Below are 21951 nucleotides of genomic sequence, written 5' to 3' on the forward strand. Positions count from 1 at the left end.
AATCGTCAGGATGTCCCCGAGAGCCACGAACCCGCCGGTGCCTGCTGCCACCGACCCCGCGCTGATCCGCAACTTCTGCATCATCGCGCACATCGACCACGGCAAGTCGACGCTCGCCGACCGCATGCTCGGTATCACGGGCGTCGTGAGCGATCGAGACATGCGCGCGCAGTACCTCGATCGCATGGACATCGAGCGTGAGCGCGGCATCACGATCAAGAGCCAGGCCGTACGCATGCCGTGGCAGGTCGAGGGCGCCTCGTACGCGCTGAACATGATCGACACCCCGGGTCACGTCGACTTCAGCTACGAGGTCTCCCGCTCGCTCGCGGCGTGCGAAGGTGCAATCCTCCTCGTCGACGCCGCCCAGGGCATCGAGGCCCAGACGCTCGCGAACCTCTACCTGGCGCTCGAGAACGACCTCGAGATCATCCCCGTGCTGAACAAGATCGACCTTCCGGCCGCAGAGCCCGAGAAGTACGCGAAGGAACTCGCCGACCTCATCGGCGGTTCGCCCGACGACGTGCTCAAGGTCTCGGGCAAGACCGGCGTCGGCGTCGAGGAGCTGCTCGACCGCGTCGTCGAGCGCATTCCGGCCCCGGTCGGCGATGCGGATGCCCCGGCGCGAGCGATGATCTTCGACTCCGTCTACGACAGCTACCGCGGCGTCGTCACCTATGTGCGCATGATCGACGGCCACCTGAAGCCACGCGAGCGCATTCAGATGATGTCGACGAGGGCGACCCACGAGATCCTCGAGATCGGCGTGAGCGCGCCCGAGCCGACCCCGTCGAAGGGCCTCGGCATCGGCGAGGTCGGCTACCTGATCACCGGTGTGAAAGACGTGCGCCAGTCGAAGGTCGGCGACACCGTCACGACGGCGGCGAAGCCGGCGACCGAGGCGCTGCCCGGCTACACCGAGCCGCTGCCCATGGTCTTCTCCGGTCTCTACCCGATCGACGGCAGCGACTACCCCGAGCTCCGCGAGGCGCTCGACAAGCTGAAGCTCTCCGACGCCGCGCTCGTCTACGAGCCCGAGACCTCCGTCGCGCTCGGCTTCGGGTTCCGCTGCGGCTTCCTCGGCCTGCTGCACCTCGAGATCGTGACCGAGCGCCTCGAGCGCGAGTTCGGGCTCGACCTCATCGCCACCGCGCCGTCGGTGATCTACGAGGTCACGACCGAAGACAAGAAGACCGTCACGGTCACGAATCCGAGCGAGTTCCCGACCGGGGCGAAGATCGTCGAGGTGCGCGAGCCCATGGTGCGCGCCGCGATCCTCGCGCCGAAGGACTACGTCGGCACGATCATGGAGCTCTGCCAGTCGCGTCGCGGCTCGCTCATCGGCATGGAGTACCTCGGCGAGGACCGCGTCGAGATCCGCTACAACATCCCGCTCGGCGAGATCGTCTTCGACTTCTTCGACCAGCTGAAGTCGAAGACCGCCGGCTATGCCTCGCTCGACTACGAGCCCACGGGCGACCAGGCCGCCGACCTCGTGAAGGTCGACATCCTGCTGCAGGGCGAGCAGGTCGACGCGTTCAGCGCGATCGTGCACCGCGACAAGGCCTACGCCTACGGCGTGCTCATGACCGGGCGACTCCGCGAACTCATCCCGCGCCAGCAGTTCGAGGTTCCCATCCAGGCGGCGATCGGTGCTCGCATCATCGCGCGCGAGTCGATCCGCGCGATGCGGAAAGACGTTCTGGCCAAGTGCTACGGCGGTGACATCAGCCGCAAGCGCAAGCTCCTCGAGAAGCAGAAGGAGGGCAAGAAGCGCATGAAGATGGTCGGTCGCGTCGAGGTCCCCCAAGAGGCGTTCATCGCCGCGCTCTCGGGCGACGTCGAGAAGAAGGACAAGAAGTAGCCTTCGGCTCATGCGATCTACGGTCGAGGTGCCACCGGCGCGTATGCGCTGAGGCGCTCGCGGAGCGAACCGGTGTGCAGCTCGAAGAGATGCGCGTCGTCGTCGTAGAAGTAGATCGACTCGCCCTCGCCCTCGACACGTGGGCGCGACGGGCGCTGTTCGAGGCCGAGCGAATCGATCACTCGACGCAGTTCGTCGAGTGCACCGGCGTCGACCTGGAACGCGACATGGTTGTACGAGCGCGGCAGCCCGCCGTCGCCCTGCATGATCGCGACCCACGTCGCGTTCGGCTCATCGCCGACGAGGAAGAAGCGCTCCTCCGAGAGCGAGAAGGTCTCGGCGCCGCTGTCGTACACGCGCACCGCCCCGAGCACGCGCGTGAGGATCGTCTCCATCCGATCGAGGTCGGTGACGACGAAGGTGACGTGACTGAGGCCTGAGCTGCCGATGCGAGCGGTGGTGTCTGCCATTTCTCCATTCTCGAAGACTCATCGATAGTCTCGTGCCATGGGCGAGTTGATCCTGGATACGACGTGCACTCTGTGCGGACATGAGGTCGATCTGCACGATCGAAACGTCCGATTCAGGCTTCCAGACCCGCTCGTGGACGTCTTCGGCCCCGATCACGACGTCTGGATGAGCCATCCCGACCCGAACGCCGCGGTCATGATGCAGGGACCGGGGTTCGGTGCATTCGTCCGGGCGCTCCTTCCCGTGAACCTCATCGGCGGTCACACCGTGACCTACGGCGTCTGGGTCGGCATCCACCCGACTGATCTCGAGCGAGCATTCTCGGTCTGGGAGTCCGCCGAGTACGCGGGACTCGAGTTGGACGGCTTTCTCGCGAACACGATCGGACCATGGCAGGTACTCGGTGCACCGGTGCACCTGACCGTGCGCTCACCCGACGAGACGCCATACTGCGACTCGAGCGACGACCCGTCTCTCCGAGACATCCTGTCGAACACGTGGCCGCATGGTGAGGTACTTGCGACGCTTCCCGCATGACCGACGGCTCTCAGCTGCGCGGCGACCACCGACTCCTCCCTCGTCCCGCCATCGACGCCGACGCCCGCCCGCGCTAGCGTGGTCGCCGGCGGGTGAAGCGCTGGCTGCGTCGGGCGGTCGCCTCCACCCCGAAGGGGGCAGAGCATGGTCCGGATGCTGCGTCCGCAGGCGTTGCGACCCGGTGACATCGTCGCCGTGGCGGCGCTCTCGGGAGGACTCGACACCGAGGAGGAGGCGCTCTTCCGGCGCGGCGTCGCCGAACTCGAGGGGCTCGGTTTCGTCGTGCAGTTCTCGCCGCTCGTCGAAACGGGGCGCCGTCGGTGGTGGGGCGCGGCGACTCCGGCCGAGCTCGCGGGGGAGTTCAACCGACTGCTCCGCGACCCCGAGGTGCGTGCGATCTTCGCCCTCACCGGCGGCCGCATGACCCTGAGCTACCTCGACCTGATCGACTACGAGGCCGTCGAGGCCGACCCCAAGCCCGTGATCGGGTTCAGCGACATCGACGGCGTGCTGCTCGCGCTGCACGCCCGCACGGGTCTCACGGGCGTGCACGGCGATCTCGTGACCTTCGGGTACGGCGAGTGGCAGCAGGTCGGCGCCGAACGGCGGCAGGAACTCGCCGACGTCTCGAGCCGACTGCTCATGAGCACCTCGCCGGTCGGACTGCTGCCGTCGGACACCGAATGGGAACGCTGGAACGGCGGGCATGCGGTCGGCCCGCTGCTCGGCGGCCTCCTGAACCGCCTCGTGCGCCTGCAGGCGACGCCGTTCGCGCTGCCGATCGAACGCTTCGACGGCGCGCTCCTCTTCTGGGAGGACGTCAACACCTCGACCTCCATGGTCTGGAACGACTTGCACGTGCTCCGCCACGCAGGCATCCTCGACCGCATCGCAGGCATGCTCGTCGGCCCCGTCGCCGACATCGAGGTCACCGAGGGCGGCCCCGGTCTGCGCGAGATCGTGCTCGACGTGCTCGGCGACCGCGACATCCCGGTGCTCGCGAATCTCGAGATCGGGCACAATCCGCCGAATCTGCCGTTGCCGCTCGGCGTTCGCGCCCAACTCGACGCGGATGCCGCGACGCTCTCGCTGCTCGAATCGGCGGTCGTCGAACGCTGATCACCCAGCGTCGCGCGTCATCACCAGACCAGACACAGGCGACCTCCGTAGAATCGACTGATGCCTGTCGAGCCTGCATCGCATCAGACGCGCGCGCCCGGCAGGCGCCGCACCACAGGAAAGGCCCACGGATGACCCGCCGAAGCACCTTCACCGACCAGTCGGTCACGTACGGCGCCATCGGGGCGACCCTCGCACCCGATCTGCTCCGCTACCCGCCGGCCGGATACCGCCCGGCCGAAGACGCGGTGCGTCTCGGCTCGGGGCTCGAGCGCTTCGAGCGCGCCGCGGAGTCGCTCATGACGTGGGGCATCCAGCGCGGGTCGGGCTTCGAGGTCTCCGACATCTCGACCGGCACCGGCGCCCAGTACCCGGGCATCGTCTACGACGCCGAGGGCGCGCCACTGACCGAGCAGCCGGCGCCGCGCATCGAGGAGCGCTTCGGCGCCGACGGCACCCCCTACATCGCCGCCGGGATGACGGCGACGCTCGAGCGCAAGAAGCGATTCGGTGCCGAGCAGGTGCCGGTGCTCATCGTCTACGTGATCGACGAGCCCGAGCGCATCGGCTTCGCCTACGGCACGACCGCCGACGGCCCCGAGAGCGGCGAGGAGTCCTTCATCGTCGAGCATCGCGACGACGACACCGTGTGGCTCACGATCCGATCGATCTTCGCCACGAGCGGAGTCACCGCGCCGATGCAGCGCAAGCGTCGCCGTGAGCTCACGCGCCTCGAACTGCGGGCGCTGCACCCCGCCGGCGGCGTCTAGTCGTGGCTTCCGCCCTGCCGCTCGGCGACCCGGCGCCGGCCGACGGTCTGCTGCCGGCCTCGGCTGCCGTCGGAGCCGGTGACCGCTCCTTCGGCGTCTACCTGCACGTGCCCTTCTGCCGGGTGCGCTGCGGGTACTGCGACTTCAACACCTACACGTCCGACGAACTGCGGGGCGCGCGCCAGGTCGACTACGCCGACCACGCGATCGCCGAGATCCGGATGTCGCGGCAGATGCTCGAGGCATCCGCTGTGCCTGCTCGCCCCGCGTCGACCGTCTTCTTCGGCGGCGGAACGCCGACCCTGCTGCCGGCCGACGACCTCGTGCGCATGCTGGGTGCGGTGCGCGACGAGTTCGGGTTCGAGCCCGGCGCCGAGGTCACGACCGAGGCGAACCCCGACTCGGTCGGGCCCGACGACCTCGTGCGTCTCGCCGAGGGCGGCTTCACCCGCGTCTCGTTCGGCATGCAGTCGGCGGTGCCGCACGTGCTCGCCGCGCTCGACCGCACGCACGATCCGGCGCGGGTGCCGCTCGTCGTGCGCTGGGCCCGGGAGGCGGGCCTCGACGTCAGCCTCGACCTGATCTACGGCACGCCGGGCGAATCGATCGACGACTGGCGCCGCAGCGTCGAGGCCGTCGTCGCCGAGCGCCCCGACCACGTGAGCGCCTACGCGCTCATCGTCGAGGAGGGGACGAAGCTCGCCCGGCAGATCCGCCGGGGCGAACTCGCGCAGCCCGATGACGACCTCGAGGCCGACATGTACGAACTGGCCGACGACCTGCTCGCCGCGGCCGGCTACGAATGGTACGAGGTCAGCAACTGGGCGACGGATGCCTCGCACCGGTCACGGCACAACCTCGGCTACTGGCGCGGCGACGATTGGTGGGGCGTCGGCCCCGGTGCACACAGCCACGTCGGTGGCGTGCGGTGGTGGAATGCGAAGCACCCCTCGGCCTATGCCGATCGGGTGACCGCGGGCGTCTCGCCGGCGGTCGGGCGCGAGACGCTCGACGCCCCGACCCGCGAGGTCGAGCGCGTGCTGCTGCTGACTCGCATTCGCGAGGGCATCTCCGTCGCCTCGCTGCATGCGGGTGGCCGCCATGCGGTCGCCGGACTCATCGCCGATGAACTGGTGGACGCGAAAGCCGCCCTCTCGGGAGTGGTGACACTCACCAGGAGAGGGCGGCTGCTCGCTGACGCCGTGGTCAGGCGCCTGCTCGACGAGTCGTCGGAGCTCAGCTCACGAACTTGATCGAGAGCGGGTAGGTGTAGGGCTGGCCCTGGTTGGCCTTCACCGCGGCGATGATGCTGAAGACGATCACGATGACGCCGATCGCGATGGTGATGAACCAACCGATCACCACCAGCCAGAGGACGTAGCTGACCACGTAGGCGATGGCCATCGTGATCTGGAAGTTCAGCGCGGTCGCGGTGTGCGCGCGCACGAACGGCCCCTTGTCCTTCAGGATCAGGTAGCCGATGAGGGCCGGCACGAAGCTGAAGAAGATGCCGCCGATGTGGATGAGCGTCGCCCAGAGCTTCTCGTCGGAGGGGCTGAGCTGCTGGCCCGGCTGCTCGTAGGGGTTCGAGGGCGGCGGGGGAGGCGGGGTGGCGTCGGACATGATGTCTCCTTGGTCGGCTCGCCCGAGGGCGAGATTCGGTCTCGTCGCCCGACGGGCGAGGTTCGAAACACTCCATGCTGGCACAGCGGAGCGCGACCGGTGAGGAATTCTCTCGGCGCGCTCCGTACCGAGTGTCTACTTGATGAGTCGGATGGCGAACGGGTAGCGGTAGTGCTGACCGTCCTTCGCCTTGAGGAAGGCGATGATCGAGAAGACGACGCTGACGATCCAGGCGGCCCACACGATGATGAAGCCGATGACGATGATCGAGAGGACCCAGCCGATGACGTAGGCGATGAGGATCGTGATCTGGAAGTTCAGCGCTTCCTTCGCCTCGGTGTTCGTGAACGAGCCGCGGTCCTTGAAGACGAGCCAGATGACGAGCGCGGGAAGGAACCCGAGCACGCCGCCGAGGTGGGCGAAGGAACCCCACTGCACGTCCTGCTCCTGCGAGAGGGGTGCAGCGGCGGCCGGCTGCGGTGCGGCGGGCGGTGGCGGCGTCGGGCGGCCGTCGGAATCGGGGGCAGGGGCGTTGGGGTCGGTCATGGTGCGTGCCTTTCGGGGGGCTCTCAGATGAACCGCATCTCGCGCGACGGGTATCGCAGCCAAGGGGGTGACTCGCGGGGGGTACCCATAAGCTAGCGCCGCGCCTCGCGGCTGGCAACGGCCTCGACACGGGATGTCGCGATATGATTAGCACTCAGTCAGAACGAGTGCTAAACGCTGGAGGGAAGCGAGGACATGGTCTCCGAACGCAGCCTCGCGGTTCTGCGCGCGATCGTGCAGGACTACGTCGCGTCACGCGAACCCGTCGGCTCGAAGTCGATCGTCGAACGGCACGCCTTCGGCGTCTCAGCGGCGACGATCCGCAACGACATGGCATTGCTCGAAGAAGAAGAGCTGATCGCGGCCCCGCACACGTCGTCGGGCCGTATCCCGACCGACAAGGGCTACCGCGTCTTCGTCGACCAGCTCACCGATGTGCGACCGCTGAGCGGAGCGCAGAGACAGGCGATCGAGACGTTCCTCGGCGAATCGAGCGACCTCGACGAGCTGCTCGCCCGCACGGTGCGACTCATCGCGCAGCTCACCAATCAGCTCGCGGTCGTGCAGTACCCGAGCTTCGGCAGCGCCCGCTTGCGCCATGTCGAGCTCATCTCGCTCGCACCCGAACGCGTCCTCTGCATCCTCATCACCGACTCCGGGCAGGTCGAGCAGCGACTCGCCGAGCTCGAGCAGCCGGTCGACGAGAAGACGCTCGACTCCCTTCGGGTGCGACTGAACGAGATCGCGGGCGGGCGCGCCATGGCCGATGCCGCCGACGCGCTGTCAGGCGAGATCGACAACGTCGACCCCCATCACGCCGCGGTCCTGCACACGCTCGCCGTGACGCTCGCCGAGCAGGCGCGCGCCCAGCGCCAGGACCGCCTCGTGGTCGCGGGCGCTGCGAACCTCGTGCGCACCGAGCAGGACTTCGCCGGTTCCATCCTCGGCGTGATCGAGGCCATCGAGGAGCAGGTGGTGCTGCTGAAGCTCTTCGGCGAGATGGCGGCCGACGAGCACGCCGTCACGGTGCGCATCGGCCGTGAGAACGCCTCGTTCGGCCTCGGCGAGACCTCGGTCGTCTCGAGCGCATTCGCGATCCCGGGCCGCGACATCTCGCGCCTCGGCATCGTCGGACCCACACGCATGGACTACTCCCACAGCATGGCGGCCGTTCGCGCCGTCGCCCGTTACCTCTCCCGAACGCTCGGCGAGAACTGAACCCGCCGCCCGTCGCACGCGACCGGCATCCGGCAATCGAAAGGACAAGCCCTCCGTGGCCGACCACTACGAGGTCCTCGGCGTCTCCCACGACGCAACACCCGATGAGATCAAGAAGGCGTACCGTCGCCTCGCGCGCGAACTCCACCCCGACGTCAACCCGGGCGCCGAGGCATCCGAGCGGTTCAAGTCGGTCACGCACGCCTACGACGTGCTCTCCGACCCGAAGCAGCGTCAGCAGTACGACCTCGGCGACCAGGGCGGCTTCGGCGGCGGCCAGAATTTCGGCGGCTTCGGCGACATCTTCGAGACGTTCTTCGGGGCCGGCCAGCAGAGCCGCGGACCCAGGTCGCGTCGTGAACGCGGTCAGGACGCGCTGCTGCGCGTGGAGGTCGGCCTCGACGAGGTCATCTTCGGCACGCACCGCGACATCGAGGTCGACACCGCGGTGACGTGCGAGACGTGCCACGGCTCGTGCTGCCAGCCGGGCACCTCGCCCGTCACGTGCGACATCTGCCACGGCACCGGGTCGATCCAGCGCTCGGTGCGCTCGCTCCTCGGCAACGTCATGACCTCGAGCCCCTGCGGCACCTGCCGCGGCTACGGCACCGTCATCGCGACGCCCTGCGTGACCTGCCAGGGTCAGGGCCGCGTGCGCGCACGTCGCACCGTTCCGGTCGACATCCCCGCCGGTGTCGACACGGGCGTTCGCCTGCAGATGCCCGGTTCGGGCGAGGCCGGCCCCGCCGGCGGCCCGAACGGCGACCTCTACCTCGAGATCAAGGTCAAGAACCACGACGTCTTCAGCCGCAACGGCGACGACCTCCTGTGCACGCTCGAGGTCTCGATGACCGATGCGATCCTCGGCACGCACGCGAACGTTCCCGCACTCGACGGCGACGTCGAGGTCGAGCTCAAGCCGGGCCTCCAGAGCGGCGAGATCCTCACCGTGAAGGACCGCGGCGTCTCGCGCCTGCGAGGTTCGGGCCGTGGCGACCTCAAGGTCTGCATCCAGGTGGTCACGCCGACGAAGCTCTCCTCGAAGGAGCGCGACCTCATGCAGCAGTTCGCCGCGTCGAAGAAGGCGCCCGCGCCCGAGCTCAGCCACTTCCAGCAGGGCATCTTCGCCCGCCTGCGCGACCGGTTCCTCGGTTAGGCGGAGCGCCCGTGAGTCACCTCTACCTCGACGAATCGCTCGATCTCTCCGCCGTCGCACCCGGCGCGACGGTGGCGCTCACGGGTGACGAGGCACGTCACGCGGTCACCGTCTCGAGGGTTCGAGCGGGTGAGCGCATCGCGATCGGCGACGGACGCGGCACGCTCGTGCACGGCGTGGTCGCGTCGACCGGAGCGCGCGAGCTCGAGCTGACGGTCGACGAGGTGCTCGTCGAAGTGGCCGCTTCGCCGCGCATCACCCTCGTGCAGGCACTCGCCAAGGGCGATCGCGACGAACTCGCCGTGCAGGCGGCGACCGAACTCGGCGTCGACGCGATCGTGCCCTGGGCGGCGAGCCGTTCGGTGTCGCGCTGGGAGGGGCCGAAGGCCGAGAAGGGCCGGCAGCGCTGGGCGACGATCGTGCGCGAGGCCGTCAAGCAGTCGCTCAGGGCCTGGCTTCCCGCCGTCGCGCCCGTCTCGACGACGGGCCAGCTCGTCGAGCGCCTCGACGGCCAGCGGATGCTGCTGCTCGAGCCGACCGCGGCGGCGACGCTCACCGACATCCGCCCCGACGGCCGCGACCTCGCCCTGGTCGTCGGCCCGGAGGGCGGCATCTCGCCGGCCGAGATCGAGCGCCTCGTCGCCGCCGGAGCCGAGCCCGTGCGGCTCGGGGCATCCGTGCTGCGCACCTCGACGGCGGGGCCGGCCGCGATCGCGGTGCTGAACGTCGCGCTCGGGCGGTGGTGAGGCATCCGTCGCTACGATGGAGTCATGACCGAGTCCCGCGCAGAACCGACCCTCTTCGAGCGCATCGCCGCCCGTGAGATCCCCGCGCGCGTGGTCGCGGAGACCGACCGCGTCATCGCGTTCCACGACATCGCGCCGAAGGCCCCCGTGCACGTCGTCGTGACGCCGAAGACGGGGGAGTACCGCGACGTCGTCGAGCTCGCCGCCGGCGACCCGGGGCTGCTCGCCGAACTCGTGGAGGTCTCGCGGGGCGTCGCCGACGAGCTCGCCGGCGGCCAGTTCCGCCTCGTCTTCAACACGGGTGCCGCCGCGGGCCAGACCATCTTCCACGTGCACGCGCACGTGCTGGCCGGCGGCCTCGAGGAGGCCACGCTTGCCGGATACTGATCCGATCGGCGAGAGCGCCGCAGCCGACCGCTCGCCGGCGGAGGCCGCCACGGCCGACGAGGAGCGGCTCACCATCGACGGAATCGCCATGGTGCGACTCCTCGGCCCCCAGGATCGACTGCTGGCCCAGGTGCAGCGCGAGTACCCCGGCGTGCAGGTGCACGTCCGCGGCAACGAGATCGCGATCCGGGGCGACGCCGACGGGCGCATGCACGTGCGCCGACTCATCGAAGAACTGCTCGAGCTCGTTCGCGCCGGGCAGGATCCCACCCCCACCGAAGTGAGGAGCTCGGCCCGAATGCTCGACGCCGATTCCAACGCCAAACCGTCAGAACTGCTCGGACAGGTCATCGTCTCGAGCCGCGGCAAGACCATCCGGCCGAAGACCGAGGGGCAGCGCGCCTACGTCGACGCGATCGACGAGCACACCATCGTGTTCGGCATCGGCCCCGCCGGCACCGGCAAGACCTATCTCGCGATGGCCAAGGCCGTGCAGGCGCTGCAGCGCAAAGAGGTCAGCCGCATCATCCTGACGCGTCCGGCAGTCGAGGCGGGTGAGCGTCTGGGCTTCCTGCCCGGCACCCTCACCGACAAGATCGACCCCTACCTGCGGCCGCTCTACGATGCGCTCAACGAGATGATGGACCCAGAGCTCGTGCCGAAGCTGCTGGCCTCGGGCACCGTCGAGGTCGCCCCGCTCGCCTATATGCGCGGCCGCACGCTCAACGACTCCTTCGTCGTGCTCGACGAGGCGCAGAACACGACGCCCGAGCAGATGAAGATGTTCCTCACCCGTCTCGGGTTCGGTTCGCGCATGGTCGTCACCGGCGACATCACGCAGATCGACCTGCCCGGCGGCGCCAGCGGCCTGCGGCTCGTCACGCGAATCCTCGACCACGTGGAAGACATCGAGTTCGTGCGTCTCACGAGCGATGACGTCGTGCGGCACACCCTCGTCGGCCGCATCGTCGACGCCTACACCGAGTTCGACCAACGCCAGCAGGCGCAGCGATTCGAGCGCGACCAGGCGCGCGAGTTCGCCAATCGCGCCGAACGGCGCGGCGCCGGCCCCCGCGACCACCTGCCGAGGAAGGGCAAGGCATGAGCATCGAGATCAACAACGAGTCCGCGATCGAGGTCGACGAGGCCGCCATCCAGCGGCTGGCGGTCTACGCGCTCGACGCGATGCACGTGCACCCCGACGCCGAGATCGCCATCGTGCTCGTCGACGAGGGAGCCATGGAGCAGCTGCACGTGCAGTGGATGGACGAGCCCGGCCCGACAGACGTGCTGAGCTTCCCGATGGACGAACTGCGTCCGGGCACCGATGACGCGCCGACTCCGGCCGGGCTGCTCGGCGACATCGTGCTGTGCCCGCAGGTCGCCGAGGCGCAGGCGCGCACGGCCGGGCACCAGCTCATCGACGAACTGCTGCTGCTGACGACCCACGGCATCCTCCACCTGCTCGGCTTCGACCACGCGGAGCCCGCGGAGGAAAAGGAGATGTTCGGCGTGCAGCGCGACATCCTCGTCGGATTCTCGATGCAGGAGCGGCGCCGCTGACATGCAGCCCTGGCTCTTCCTCGGCGTGGCCTTCGTGCTCGTCGCGTTCGGCGGTCTCATGGCCGCCGTCGACTCGGCGATCGCGTCCAGCTCCCGCGCCGACGTGACGGACCTCGCGTTCGAGTCGCGCGCACGGCGATCGCTGCTCGCGATCGCCGAAGACACCGGCGCGCACGTGAACGCCGTCAACTTCGTGCGCATCATCGCCGAGACGACGGCGGCGGTGCTCGTGACGCTCGCCTTCGCCTCCTTCCTTGACAACGTGTGGCTGGTGCTGCTCTACTCGGCGCTCATCATGACCGCCGTCTCGTTCGTGCTCGTCGGAGCGAGCCCCCGAAGCGTCGGCCGCGTGAACGCCGAGACGGTGCTGCGTCTGACGGCACCGCTCGTGCACTTCCTGCGCGTGCTGCTCGGACCGCTCGCCGGCGCGCTCGTCTCGCTCGGCAACCGCGTGACGCCGGGCCGCATCAGGTTCGCCGGGGTCTCGAGCGAAGAGCAGTTGCTCAGCATGGTCGACGAGGCCACCGAGCTCGACGTGCTCGAAGAGGGCGACCGCGAACTCATCCACTCGATCTTCGAGTTCAATGACACCGTCGTGCGCGAGGTCATGGTGCCGCGCACCGACATGGTCACGATCGAGGCCGCGGCGCACCTGCCGCACGCGATGGCGGTGTTCCTGAAAGAGGGCTACTCGCGCATCCCCGTCGTCGAGCGTGACGCCGACGACGTGACGGGCGTGCTCTACCTCCGCGACCTCGCGCGGCTCGGGTTCGAACGGCCGCTCGATGCCGAGGGGCTCACGGTCGGCGAGCTCGTGCGCCCGGCCCTTTTCGTGCCCGAGTCGATGAAGGCCGACGCACTGCTCCGCCAGATGCAGCTCGAGTCGAACCACCTCGCGATGGTCGTCGACGAGTACGGCGGCATCGCGGGTCTCGTCACCCTCGAAGACGTCATCGAAGAGCTCGTCGGTGACATCTCCGATGAGTACGACCGTGAAGCGGCCCAGGTCGAAGACCTCGGCGGCGGGCGATTCCGCGTGAACGCGCGGCTGCCGATCGACGAGCTCGGCGAGCTCTTCGGACTCGACATCGAAGACGACGACGTCGACTCGGCGGGCGGCCTGCTCGCGAAGGAGCTCGGCCGTCTCGCCCAGCCCGGCGAGCGGGTCACGGTCTCGGGCCTCCTGCTCGAGGCCGAGCGCACCGAAGGCCGACGCAAGCGCATCTCGACGATCCTCGTCGAGCGCGACCAGGCGCTCATCGACGTGCAGAGCGCGTTCGAGTCGAGCGACACCGATGGAAGGAACACCCGTGGCTGAGTATCATGCCGGATTCGTCTCGTTCGTGGGGCGGCCGAACGTCGGCAAGTCGACGCTCACGAACGCCCTCGTCGGCGAGAAGGTCGCGATCACGAGTTCGAAGCCCCAGACGACGCGCCGCGCCATCCGCGGCATCGTGCACCGCGAGCACGGCCAGATCATCCTCGTCGACACGCCGGGCCTGCATCGGCCGCGCACGCTGCTCGGCGAGCGGCTCAACTCGCTCGTGCAGTCGACCCTCGGCGACGTCGACGTGATCGCGTTCTGCGTGCCGGCGAACGAGCCGATCGGGCCGGGCGACCGCTACATCAACGAGCAGCTCGAGCAGTACCCTCGGGCCAAGAAGGTCGCGATCGTCACGAAGACGGATGCTGCGTCGAAGTCGAAGATCGCCGAGCACCTGCTCGCCGTCTCGGAACTGCGCGAGTGGGCGGCGATCATCCCGGTGTCCGCACCGCAGGGCGATCAGCTCGACGTGCTCGTCGACGAACTGCTCGCGCTGCTGCCCGAATCCGACCAGCCGCTCTACCCGGCCGAGACGCTGACCGATGAGGACACGAGCGAGCGCATCGCCGAGTTCATCCGCGAGGCCGCGCTCGAGGGCGTCTCCGATGAGCTGCCGCACTCGATCGCGGTGACGGTCGACGACATGGTCGAGCGCGAAGACAAGGACCTGCTCGAGATCTACGCGAACCTCTACGTCGAGCGCGACAGCCAGAAGGGCATCATCATCGGCAAGGGCGGTTCACGGCTGCGCGAGGTCGGCACGACCGCCCGCGCGCAGATCGAGGGCCTGCTCGGTCGCAAGGTGCACCTCGCGCTGCACGTGAAGGTCGCCAAGGAGTGGCAGCGCGATCCGAAGCAGCTCGGCCGCCTCGGCTTCTGAGGCGTTCGACGCCGTCGAGCGGAGTCGGTCGTCACGGCCCTCGCCGTGTACGACTCGAGGATGATTCCGCGCGCCCGCTGAGGCCCGCAGCCGCCCGAGCGCGTACGGTGGATCGGTGCCCATGAGGATCAGCCGCGCGAAGCTCACGACCGACATCGTGCTCGCCGTCGTGTTCGCGTTCATGTGCATGCCGTTCGCCGTGCTCGGCGAGTGGGCCGATATCGTCGCACTTCTCGCGTTCTCGGCCGCCCTCGCGATGCGCCGCGTGTCGCCCGCGTGGTCGCTCGGCCTCGCCTGGGGCGGGGCGCTCGTGCAGATGCTGTGGCTGCGCGACCTGCAGCTGTACGACACCGCCGTGCTCGGAGTGCTGTACTCGACGGCTGCCCACGGCGGACGACTCGTCAAGTGGCTGGGCCTCGTCTCCGCGGGCGTCGGTGCGCTCCTCGCGACCGGCTATCTCGCGGTCGTCAAGCCGCTCATCGACAACGCCGGGTTCGTCGGTCCGCAGGACACCGTCAGCATGGTCGTCCTGACGCTCGTGCTGTTCGTCGCCTCCATCGCGGTGCTGGTGCTCTCGTGGACGGCGGGACTGCTCGTCCGCTCCGTTCGCGATACGCGAGAGGTGCGGCGGCGCGAAGAGGTCGCGAACCGCGAGCGCCAGCTCGTCGAGTACCGCTACGTCGTCGAGCAGGAGCGCAACCGCATCGCACGCGACATGCACGACGTCGTGGCGCATTCGCTCGCCGTCGTGATCGCACAGGCCGACGGTGCCCGATTCGCCGCTCCCACTCGGCCCGAGGCCGCCATCGACGCCCTCGGCACCATCGCGGCCGTCGCGCGCGGGGCGCTCGGCGACGTGCGCCTGCTCCTCGCCGAACTCCGCCACGACGAGGCAGGGGCGCCCCAGCCCGTGCTCGACGACCTCGACGGCCTGCTCGCCCAGGTGCGCGCGGCCGGGCTCGACCTCCGCTTCACCGAGACCGGGCAGCGGCTGCCGCTCGGCACCGGCCACCAGATCGCGGTCTACCGCATCGCACAGGAAGGCCTCACGAATGCACTCCGCCACGGCGACGTCTCCGCACCCGTGCACCTCGGACTCAGCTGGGATGCCGACGGCGTCACGGTCTCGCTCGTGAACGCCAGACGAGCGGATGCCTCCGCCCCCGAGTCGCACGCATTCCGCCATGGCATTCCGGGCATGCGCGAACGGGCGCAGCTCGCCGGCGGGACGCTGTTCGTCGAGGCCGGCGCCGACGACATGTTCCGCGTGACCGCGCGCATTCCGGCGCAGGCGGGAAGGCCGGCATGAGCGGCATCCGTGTGGCCCTCGTCGACGACCAGGCCCTGTTCCGCGCCGGAGTGCGCATGCTCGTCGAGTCCCAGCCCGACCTCGAGGTCGTCGGTGAGGCGAGCGATGGCGGCGCCGCCGTCGACCTCGCGCGCCGCGAACGTCCCGACGTCGTACTCATGGACGTGCGGATGCCCGTGCAGGACGGCATCGCGGCCACCGAGCAGATCCTCGCTGCCGCCGATCGCGACGGGGTCGCCCCGCCGCGCATCCTGGTCTTGACGACCTTCGACCTCGACGAGAACGCGGCGCGCGCGATCCGCGCCGGTGCGAGCGGTTTCGTGTTGAAGGACGCCGACCCCGAATTCCTGCTCGCGGCGATCCGCACGGTGCACCAGGGCAATCAGGTGATCGCGGCGGCGGCGACCCGCGCGCTCTTCGCGCACGTGGGTCGGGGGAGCGGCAGGCGCCCGGCTCCCGCTGCCTGGGCGGAGCTGACGCCCCGCGAACGCGAGATCTTCGCACTCGCGGCGCGCGGCCTCAGCAACGGCGAGATCGCGGCATCCGAGTTCCTCTCGGAAGCGACGGTGAAGACGCACGTGAGCCGCATCCTCGCCAAGCTCGGGCTCCGCGATCGCGTGCAGCTCGTGGTGTTCGCCTACGAGCACGATCTCCCGGCAGCTCCCTGACCGCTCGGCACTCGCGGGTGACGGCGGGTCATCCTGCAGGATGACGGCGAACCATCCATGAGCCGGATGCCCCGGTGCCCATGCCGTCCGTAGCGTCGAAGGCATGCAGATCCAACCCTCCGACCTCGGCCTGATCGCCCGCGTCGCCGAACTCGGCAAGCGCTACGGAACCGGTGCGAGCACCGTGACCGCCCTCGACGATGTCTCGCTCGGCCTCCGCCGTGGGGAGTTCACGGCCATCATGGGCCCATCGGGCTCGGGCAAGTCCACGCTCATGCACATCATGGCGGGCCTCGACTCGCCGACGAACGGCCAGGTATGGCTCGGCGACACCGACATCACCGAGCTCTCCGACTCCGCGCTGACCGTGCTCCGCCGTCGGCGCATCGGCTTCATCTTCCAGTCGTTCAACCTCGTGCCGACCCTCGACGTGCGCGGCAACGTGATGCTGCCGTTCGATCTCGACGGGCGTCGCCCGACGCGCGACGAACAGGCGTGGATCGACGAGCTCTTCGACACGCTCGGCCTCCGGCCCCGCATCGGGCATCGCCCGCACGAGCTCTCGGGTGGGCAGCAGCAGCGCGTGGCGATCGCCCGCGCCCTCGCCACCCGACCCGACCTCGTCTTCGCCGACGAGCCGACGGGCAACCTCGACTCGCGCACCGGACGCGAGGTGCTCGGCCTGCTCGCTGCTGCGAGCGCGCGCTACGGCCAGTCGATCGCGATGGTCACGCACGACCCGGTCGCCGCGAGCCACGCCGACCGCATCCTCTACCTCGCCGACGGCCGCATCGTGCGCGACTCGGGCCGCTCGAGCGCAGAGGAGATCTCCTCGTTCATGCTCTCGATGGAGGTCGCTGCCTGATGCACACGCGGCTGAAGGACCAGTGGCCGACACTCCTCGTCGCAGCGCTCGCGGGGACGTTCGGCGTCGCCCTGCTGCACATCACGGGGCTGCTCGCCGCCGCGATCGCCGCCGACGACGTCACCGGCCAGAGCTCGACGGTCGCGCTGATGCTCGGCATCGTCGCGGTGGTCTTCATCGTGATCGCGGTCTACGTGAGCGCGATCGTCACGGCCAACACCGTCTCGACCGTCGTGGCGGGTCGCACCCGGCTCATCGCCCTGCTGCGGCTCATCGGCTCGAGCGCTCGCGCGCAGCGTGCGCAGATCGCCCGTGAGGGGCTGCTGATCGGCGTCGTCGGCGCAGCGATCGGCGTCGTCGCAGGCACCGCGATCGCCTTCGGGCTCGAGGAGGTCTCCGTCGCGAACGAGCTGATGCCCGCGACCGACTACGACTACCTGAACGTCTCCGTCGTCCTGCCGGCGATCGCGGTCGTCATCACCACATGGCTGGCCTCGTGGGTCGGATCGCGCCGGGTGCTGCGGGTGCGCCCGATCCAGGCGATCGGCAACGCCAACGAGCAGGACCGCGAGGAGCTCGGCCGTCGCCGCGGCCGCAACGTCACCGCCCTCGTGCTCTTCATCGTGGGCATCGCCCTGCTGGTCGCCGGCGTGATCTGGGGCCTCACCGAGCCGTACGGCGTGCTCGTCGGCATGGTGGGCGGCCTCGTCTCGTTCACGGGCATCGTGCTCGGCGCCCACGTCGTGATGCCGCCGGTGCTGCGCCTCGTCGGCCGCCTGTTCGGTGCGTCGCCCGCTGCGCGGCTCGCTGCCGAGAACGCGGTGCGCCACCCCGAGCGGAGCTCGCGCATGACGATCGGCCTCGTGATCGGCGTCACGCTCGTGACGACCTTCTCGGTCACGATGGAGTCGTATCGGGCGATGCTGGTCGCCGCGGCGGAGGCGCAGCCCGAGGTCTACGCGGGCATCGAGGAGATGCTGAACGTCACCGTGGCGATCTTCACCGTGCTCATCGGCTTCAGCGCGCTCATCGCCGCGATCGGCATGGTGAACACCCTCTCGCTCAGCGTCATGCAGCGCACTCGGGAGCTCGGCCTGCTTCGCGCGCTCGGCTTCGACCGCCGGCAGCTGCGTCGCATGATCGTCGTCGAGAGCGCGGCGCTCACGCTCGCGGCCACCGTCACGGGCATCGTGCTCGGCTTCGGCTACGGCTGGGCGGGTGCCCAGGCCCTGCTCGGCGGCGCCCAGGGCGAGCCGACGTTCGTGCTTCCCGGCATTCCGTGGGCGCTGTTCGGCGGACTGCTCGTGGCGGCGGGCGCACTGACGCTCGTCGCCTCCATCGCCCCGGCGCGGCGCGCGATGCGCGTCTCGCCGGTGGTCGCCCTCGCGGTCGACTAGGGAGCTGAACGCGAGGTGCGGAGGGGAACGGAACGAGCGGATGCGTCGGGGGAGGCATCCGCTCGTTCCGTCATGTTGCGCGACCGAAGAGCGGTGGTGTTAGCCTTGGCGTGTGCTTCACGGCCTGCTTCTCCTTAGCTGCCGCAGCGAGTCCTAGTTCTCAGGCCTCCCTCGCTGCGGAGTTCGTCGTCGGCTGAAACCCATCCGTAAGCGAGAAGAGCACCCCATGCAGAACACCCAGCAGCCGTCGTCGATGCCCGTGCATCGCTACCGACCGTTCCACGAGCAGATCCGCGTCGACCTGCCCGATCGCACGTGGCCGTCGAAGCGCATCGAGCAGGCACCGCGCTGGTGCGCCGTCGACCTGCGCGACGGCAACCAGGCCCTCATCGACCCGATGAGCCCCGAGCGCAAGCGCATCATGTTCGACCTCCTGGTCAAGATGGGCTACAAGGAGATCGAGGTCGGGTTCCCCTCGGCGAGCCAGACCGACTTCGACTTCGTGCGCAGCCTCATCGAAGGCAACGCGATTCCCGACGACGTCACCATCCAGGTGCTGACACAGGCGCGCGACCACCTGATCGAGCGCACCTACGAGTCGATCGCCGGCGCGAAGCAGGCCATCGTGCACCTCTACAACTCGACGAGCATCCTGCAGCGCGAGGTCGTCTTCCGCACCGACCGGCAGGGCATCATCGACATCGCCCTGCACGGCGCGCGAAAGTGCCGTGAGATGGAGTCGACCATCCCCAGCACCACGGTCTTCTACGAGTACTCGCCCGAGAGCTACACGGGCACCGAGCTCGAGTTCGCGGTCGACGTCTGCAACCAGGTCATCGAGATCTTCGAGCCGACGCCCGAGCGCAAGGTCATCATCAACCTGCCGGCGACCGTCGAGATGGCCACGCCCAACGTCTACGCCGACTCCATCGAATGGATGTCGCGGCACCTCGCCCACCGCGAGAACGTCATCCTCTCGCTGCACCCCCACAACGACCGCGGCACCGCCGTCGCCGCCGCAGAGCTCGGCTACCTCGCCGGCGCCGACCGCATCGAGGGCTGCCTCTTCGGCAACGGCGAGCGCACCGGCAACGTCGACCTCGTCGCGCTCGGCATCAACCTGTTCACGCAGGGCATCGACCCGCAGATCGACTTCTCCGACGTCGACGAGGTCAAGCGCACCGTCGAGTACTGCAACCAGCTGCCCGTGCCCGAGCGTCATCCGTGGGCCGGCGACCTCGTCTACACGGCCTTCTCCGGCTCGCACCAGGACGCGATCAAGAAGGGCTTCGAAGCCATGGACGCCGAGGCGGAGCGCCGAGGCGTCGCCCTCGGCGAACTCGAGTGGGCCGTGCCGTACCTGCCCGTCGACCCGCGCGACCTCGGTCGCAGCTACGAAGCCGTCATCCGCGTGAACTCGCAGTCGGGCAAGGGCGGCGTCGCCTACCTGCTGAAGACCGACCACGCGCTCGACCTGCCGCGGCGCCTCCAGATCGAGTTCTCGGGCGTCGTGCAGGCCAAGACCGACGCCGAGGGCGGCGAGGTCTCGAGCGACGAGATCTGGCGCGTCTTCAACGATGAGTACCTGCCGGCGCCGCAGGAGCGCCCCGACGAGAAGTGGGGTCGGTTCGAACTGCTGTCGCTGCGAACCGAGAGCGCGCTCGACGGCGTCGTCAACGTGCGAGTGGGCCTGCGCGACGGCGACGAGCGCGTCGAGGCCGACGCGAGCGGCAACGGCCCGATCTCCGCGTTCCTCGCGGTGCTGGGCGCCGAGGGCGTCTCGGTGCAGCTGCGCGACTACGTCGAGCACACGCTCGCGGCGAGCGGCAACTCCCAGGCCGCGGCCTACGTCGAGCTCGAGGTCGAGGGCCGCGTGCTCTGGGGTGTCGGCATCGATGCGGACATCTCCACGGCCTCGTTGAAGGCGGTCGTCTCCGCGGTCAACCGCGCGCTGCGCAGCGCCGTGCCCGCCGAGGCCGAGCGCGAGGCCGTCGGGGTCTGATCGAAGTCTGATCGAGGTCGGATGCCGCGTGCACGAGGTGTGCACGCGGCATCCGCTCGTTCAGGGCGCTGGCGTCAGGCCCGGCGCCAGACCTTCCAGGAGCCGAGTGCCCGCTGCTCGGGAAGGCTCCAGCCGAAGCGCACGGAGCCGAGCCTGATCAGGGTGGTCACGACCACGCACGCGCTGCCCGCCACGAGCACGTTGACCCCGAGCGCGACGAGCACGACGAGGAGCGCCGCACCGACCGTCGCGGCGATCGCGTAGAGCGAGCCGACGTGCATGAGCGCGATCGGCAGGTTCAGGGCGACATCACGCAGGATCGAGCCGCCGACGGCCGAGAGCACGCCGACGAAGACCGCCGGTACGACAGGTGCGCCGTAGGCGAGCGCCTTCGTCGTGCCGATCGCGCCGAAGAGGCCGATCGTGACCGCGTCGAGGGCGATGATGAGTCCGTTGAGCCGCGTGAACACCCGGAGCAGCAGCATGCCGAGCAAGGCCGCCGCCGTCGCAACGGGGATGTACCAGTTGTCGAAGATCGCCGCCGGCGGCTGATTCAGCAGGACATCGCGGAGCAGACCGCCGCCGAGTCCGACGAGCACGCCGATCAGCGCGACGCCGAGCAGGTCGATGCGGCGCTCGGTGAGCCGGGCCGCGAACATCGCGCCCTGGATGGCTCCGATCGCCACGGCGGTGAGGTCGAGCCAGAGCGGGATGACGAAGAGTGCGGAGCTCACGGCACCAGTGAATCACGCGCCGCGAGGAACTGCTCGAAGGTGACGGTCGTGGTCTGCCCGTCGGGAACGAGGGCGGCGCCGTCGCGATAGGCGCGGAACGTCGCACCGGGGAGGCGCAGCGGCATGATCGGGCGACGGGAGCCTCGAGCCGTGCGATACGCCTCGGCGAGCGAACGGAACGTGCGCACCTCGGGGCCGCCGATGTCGTGCACGCGCCCGGTCGGAGCGGAGTCGACGAGCTCGACCAGTCGGCCGACGAGATCGCCCACGTCGATCGGCTGCAGACTGATCGACGGCGCCGCGATGACCGGGGAGTACCGCTGCGCGTCGAGGAGGGACGTCACGAAGGTGTGGAACTGCGTCGCCCGGAGGATCGTGTGCGGTACGCCCGACGCGGCCACCACCGACTCGGTCGCGAGCTTGCCGCGGTAGTACGCGAGCGGATTGCGGTCGATGCCCACGATCGAGAGCAGCACGAGGTGAGGTCGGAGTTCCGGGCCGATCGCGGTCACGAGGGTCCGGGCGATGCCGGAGTCGTCTCGATTCGTGGTCGCCAGGTGCACGATGGTGTCGACCCCGTCGACGGCCTGTTCGATGCCGTCACCCGTGGCGAGGTCGCCGGTCACGAGGCCCGGTCCGCTGCGGCGACTGAGCGCCCGCACCGTGTCTCCACGGTCGCGGAGTCGCTCGACGAGGCGGCGCCCGACCGTTCCGGTCGCTCCCGTGACGAGGATCTCTCCCATGGGCCCAGTCAAGCACGCGGATTCGGGTC

23 protein-coding genes are annotated in these 21951 nt (G+C 69.3%); 18 read left to right on the forward strand and 5 right to left on the reverse strand.

Annotated features, from left to right (window positions below; all coding sequences use genetic code 11):
• Positions 1–10: 10 nt before the first annotated feature.
• Positions 11–1864, forward strand: a complete 1854-nt coding sequence (lepA, locus tag ACFCVM_RS00445) for a translation elongation factor 4 (RefSeq protein WP_375832614.1) — start codon at positions 11–13, stop codon at positions 1862–1864.
• A 17-nt stretch (positions 1865–1881) separates the two neighbouring features.
• Here lepA and fosX read toward each other — a convergent pair whose 3' ends face one another.
• Complete coding sequence (gene fosX / locus ACFCVM_RS00450) at positions 1882–2334, reverse strand: FosX/FosE/FosI family fosfomycin resistance hydrolase (RefSeq protein WP_375832615.1); 453 nt, start codon at positions 2332–2334, stop codon at positions 1882–1884.
• A 37-nt stretch (positions 2335–2371) separates the two neighbouring features.
• On the opposite strand from fosX, the gene ACFCVM_RS00455 reads away from it, so the two are divergent.
• From ACFCVM_RS00455 to hemW, 4 genes are all read left to right on the forward strand, one after another.
• Positions 2372–2872: a DUF2199 domain-containing protein gene (locus tag ACFCVM_RS00455; RefSeq protein WP_375832617.1), complete on the forward strand. Its 501-nt coding sequence runs from the start codon at positions 2372–2374 to the stop codon at positions 2870–2872.
• Between the two features lie 153 nt (positions 2873–3025).
• Positions 3026–3991 carry an LD-carboxypeptidase gene (locus ACFCVM_RS00460; protein ID WP_375832619.1) on the forward strand — a complete coding sequence of 322 codons (966 nt, stop codon included), beginning with the start codon at positions 3026–3028 and terminating at the stop codon, positions 3989–3991.
• Between the two features lie 131 nt (positions 3992–4122).
• Positions 4123–4761 (forward strand): DUF1990 family protein, encoded by a 639-nt coding sequence (locus ACFCVM_RS00465; RefSeq protein ID WP_375832621.1) that lies wholly within the window; start codon positions 4123–4125, stop codon positions 4759–4761.
• Positions 4762–4763: 2 nt separating this feature from the next.
• Positions 4764–6014 (forward strand): radical SAM family heme chaperone HemW, encoded by a 1251-nt coding sequence (gene hemW / locus ACFCVM_RS00470; protein ID WP_375832623.1) that lies wholly within the window; start codon positions 4764–4766, stop codon positions 6012–6014.
• On the opposite strand, the gene ACFCVM_RS00475 is transcribed toward hemW, so the two are convergent.
• Complete coding sequence (locus ACFCVM_RS00475) at positions 5998–6384, reverse strand: DUF4870 domain-containing protein (RefSeq protein ID WP_375832625.1); 387 nt, start codon at positions 6382–6384, stop codon at positions 5998–6000. The genes hemW and ACFCVM_RS00475 overlap by 17 nt on opposite strands.
• A gap of 135 nt (positions 6385–6519) precedes the next feature.
• A complete protein-coding gene (locus ACFCVM_RS00480) occupies positions 6520–6930 on the reverse strand; it encodes a DUF4870 domain-containing protein (protein ID WP_375832627.1) in 411 nt (136 codons plus the stop codon).
• A gap of 195 nt (positions 6931–7125) precedes the next feature.
• On the opposite strand from ACFCVM_RS00480, the gene hrcA reads away from it, so the two are divergent.
• From hrcA to leuA, 13 genes are all read left to right on the forward strand, one after another.
• On the forward strand, positions 7126–8148 hold the full coding sequence (hrcA, locus tag ACFCVM_RS00485; RefSeq protein WP_375832629.1) for a heat-inducible transcriptional repressor HrcA: 1023 nt from the start codon (positions 7126–7128) through the stop codon (positions 8146–8148).
• A 55-nt stretch (positions 8149–8203) separates the two neighbouring features.
• On the forward strand, positions 8204–9304 hold the full coding sequence (dnaJ, locus tag ACFCVM_RS00490) for a molecular chaperone DnaJ (protein WP_375832631.1): 1101 nt from the start codon (positions 8204–8206) through the stop codon (positions 9302–9304).
• 11 nt (positions 9305–9315) lie between these two features.
• A complete protein-coding gene (locus ACFCVM_RS00495; protein WP_375832633.1) occupies positions 9316–10050 on the forward strand; it encodes a 16S rRNA (uracil(1498)-N(3))-methyltransferase in 735 nt (244 codons plus the stop codon).
• Positions 10051–10074: 24 nt separating this feature from the next.
• On the forward strand, positions 10075–10437 hold the full coding sequence (locus ACFCVM_RS00500; protein ID WP_375832635.1) for an HIT domain-containing protein: 363 nt from the start codon (positions 10075–10077) through the stop codon (positions 10435–10437).
• An 88-nt stretch (positions 10438–10525) separates the two neighbouring features.
• Positions 10526–11542, forward strand: a complete 1017-nt coding sequence (locus ACFCVM_RS00505) for a PhoH family protein (RefSeq protein ID WP_375836606.1) — start codon at positions 10526–10528, stop codon at positions 11540–11542.
• Positions 11539–12000 carry an rRNA maturation RNase YbeY gene (ybeY, locus tag ACFCVM_RS00510; RefSeq protein WP_056008422.1) on the forward strand — a complete coding sequence of 154 codons (462 nt, stop codon included), beginning with the start codon at positions 11539–11541 and terminating at the stop codon, positions 11998–12000. The genes ACFCVM_RS00505 and ybeY overlap by 4 nt, the downstream gene beginning before the upstream one ends.
• Position 12001: 1 nt before the next feature.
• On the forward strand, positions 12002–13318 hold the full coding sequence (locus ACFCVM_RS00515; RefSeq protein ID WP_375832638.1) for a hemolysin family protein: 1317 nt from the start codon (positions 12002–12004) through the stop codon (positions 13316–13318).
• The gene (gene era / locus ACFCVM_RS00520) at positions 13311–14204 is read left to right on the forward strand and encodes a GTPase Era (RefSeq protein ID WP_375832640.1); all 894 of its coding nucleotides are present in this window, start codon (positions 13311–13313) and stop codon (positions 14202–14204) included. The genes ACFCVM_RS00515 and era overlap by 8 nt, the downstream gene beginning before the upstream one ends.
• A gap of 121 nt (positions 14205–14325) precedes the next feature.
• Positions 14326–15513: a sensor histidine kinase gene (locus ACFCVM_RS00525; protein WP_375832642.1), complete on the forward strand. Its 1188-nt coding sequence runs from the start codon at positions 14326–14328 to the stop codon at positions 15511–15513.
• Positions 15510–16181, forward strand: a complete 672-nt coding sequence (locus ACFCVM_RS00530; protein WP_375832644.1) for a response regulator — start codon at positions 15510–15512, stop codon at positions 16179–16181. The genes ACFCVM_RS00525 and ACFCVM_RS00530 overlap by 4 nt, the downstream gene beginning before the upstream one ends.
• A 103-nt stretch (positions 16182–16284) precedes the next feature.
• Positions 16285–17046, forward strand: coding sequence for an ABC transporter ATP-binding protein (locus tag ACFCVM_RS00535; protein WP_375832646.1), 762 nt, complete (start codon positions 16285–16287; stop codon positions 17044–17046).
• Complete coding sequence (locus tag ACFCVM_RS00540; protein WP_375832648.1) at positions 17046–18443, forward strand: ABC transporter permease; 1398 nt, start codon at positions 17046–17048, stop codon at positions 18441–18443. The genes ACFCVM_RS00535 and ACFCVM_RS00540 overlap by 1 nt, the downstream gene beginning before the upstream one ends.
• Positions 18444–18669: 226 nt before the next feature.
• On the forward strand, positions 18670–20445 hold the full coding sequence (leuA, locus tag ACFCVM_RS00545; protein WP_375832650.1) for a 2-isopropylmalate synthase: 1776 nt from the start codon (positions 18670–18672) through the stop codon (positions 20443–20445).
• Between the two features lie 74 nt (positions 20446–20519).
• On the opposite strand, the gene ACFCVM_RS00550 is transcribed toward leuA, so the two are convergent.
• Both ACFCVM_RS00550 and ACFCVM_RS00555 read right to left on the reverse strand, forming a co-directional pair.
• Positions 20520–21179 (reverse strand): trimeric intracellular cation channel family protein, encoded by a 660-nt coding sequence (locus ACFCVM_RS00550; RefSeq protein WP_375832652.1) that lies wholly within the window; start codon positions 21177–21179, stop codon positions 20520–20522.
• Positions 21176–21922: an SDR family oxidoreductase gene (locus tag ACFCVM_RS00555; protein WP_375832654.1), complete on the reverse strand. Its 747-nt coding sequence runs from the start codon at positions 21920–21922 to the stop codon at positions 21176–21178. Before ACFCVM_RS00555 ends, ACFCVM_RS00550 begins: the two co-directional genes overlap by 4 nt.
• Positions 21923–21951: the final 29 nt, after the last annotated feature.

Origin of the sequence: Agromyces sp. NPDC056389 (genome assembly GCF_042262385.1) — a bacterium.
In the GTDB taxonomy this organism is placed as follows: domain Bacteria; phylum Actinomycetota; class Actinomycetes; order Actinomycetales; family Microbacteriaceae; genus Agromyces.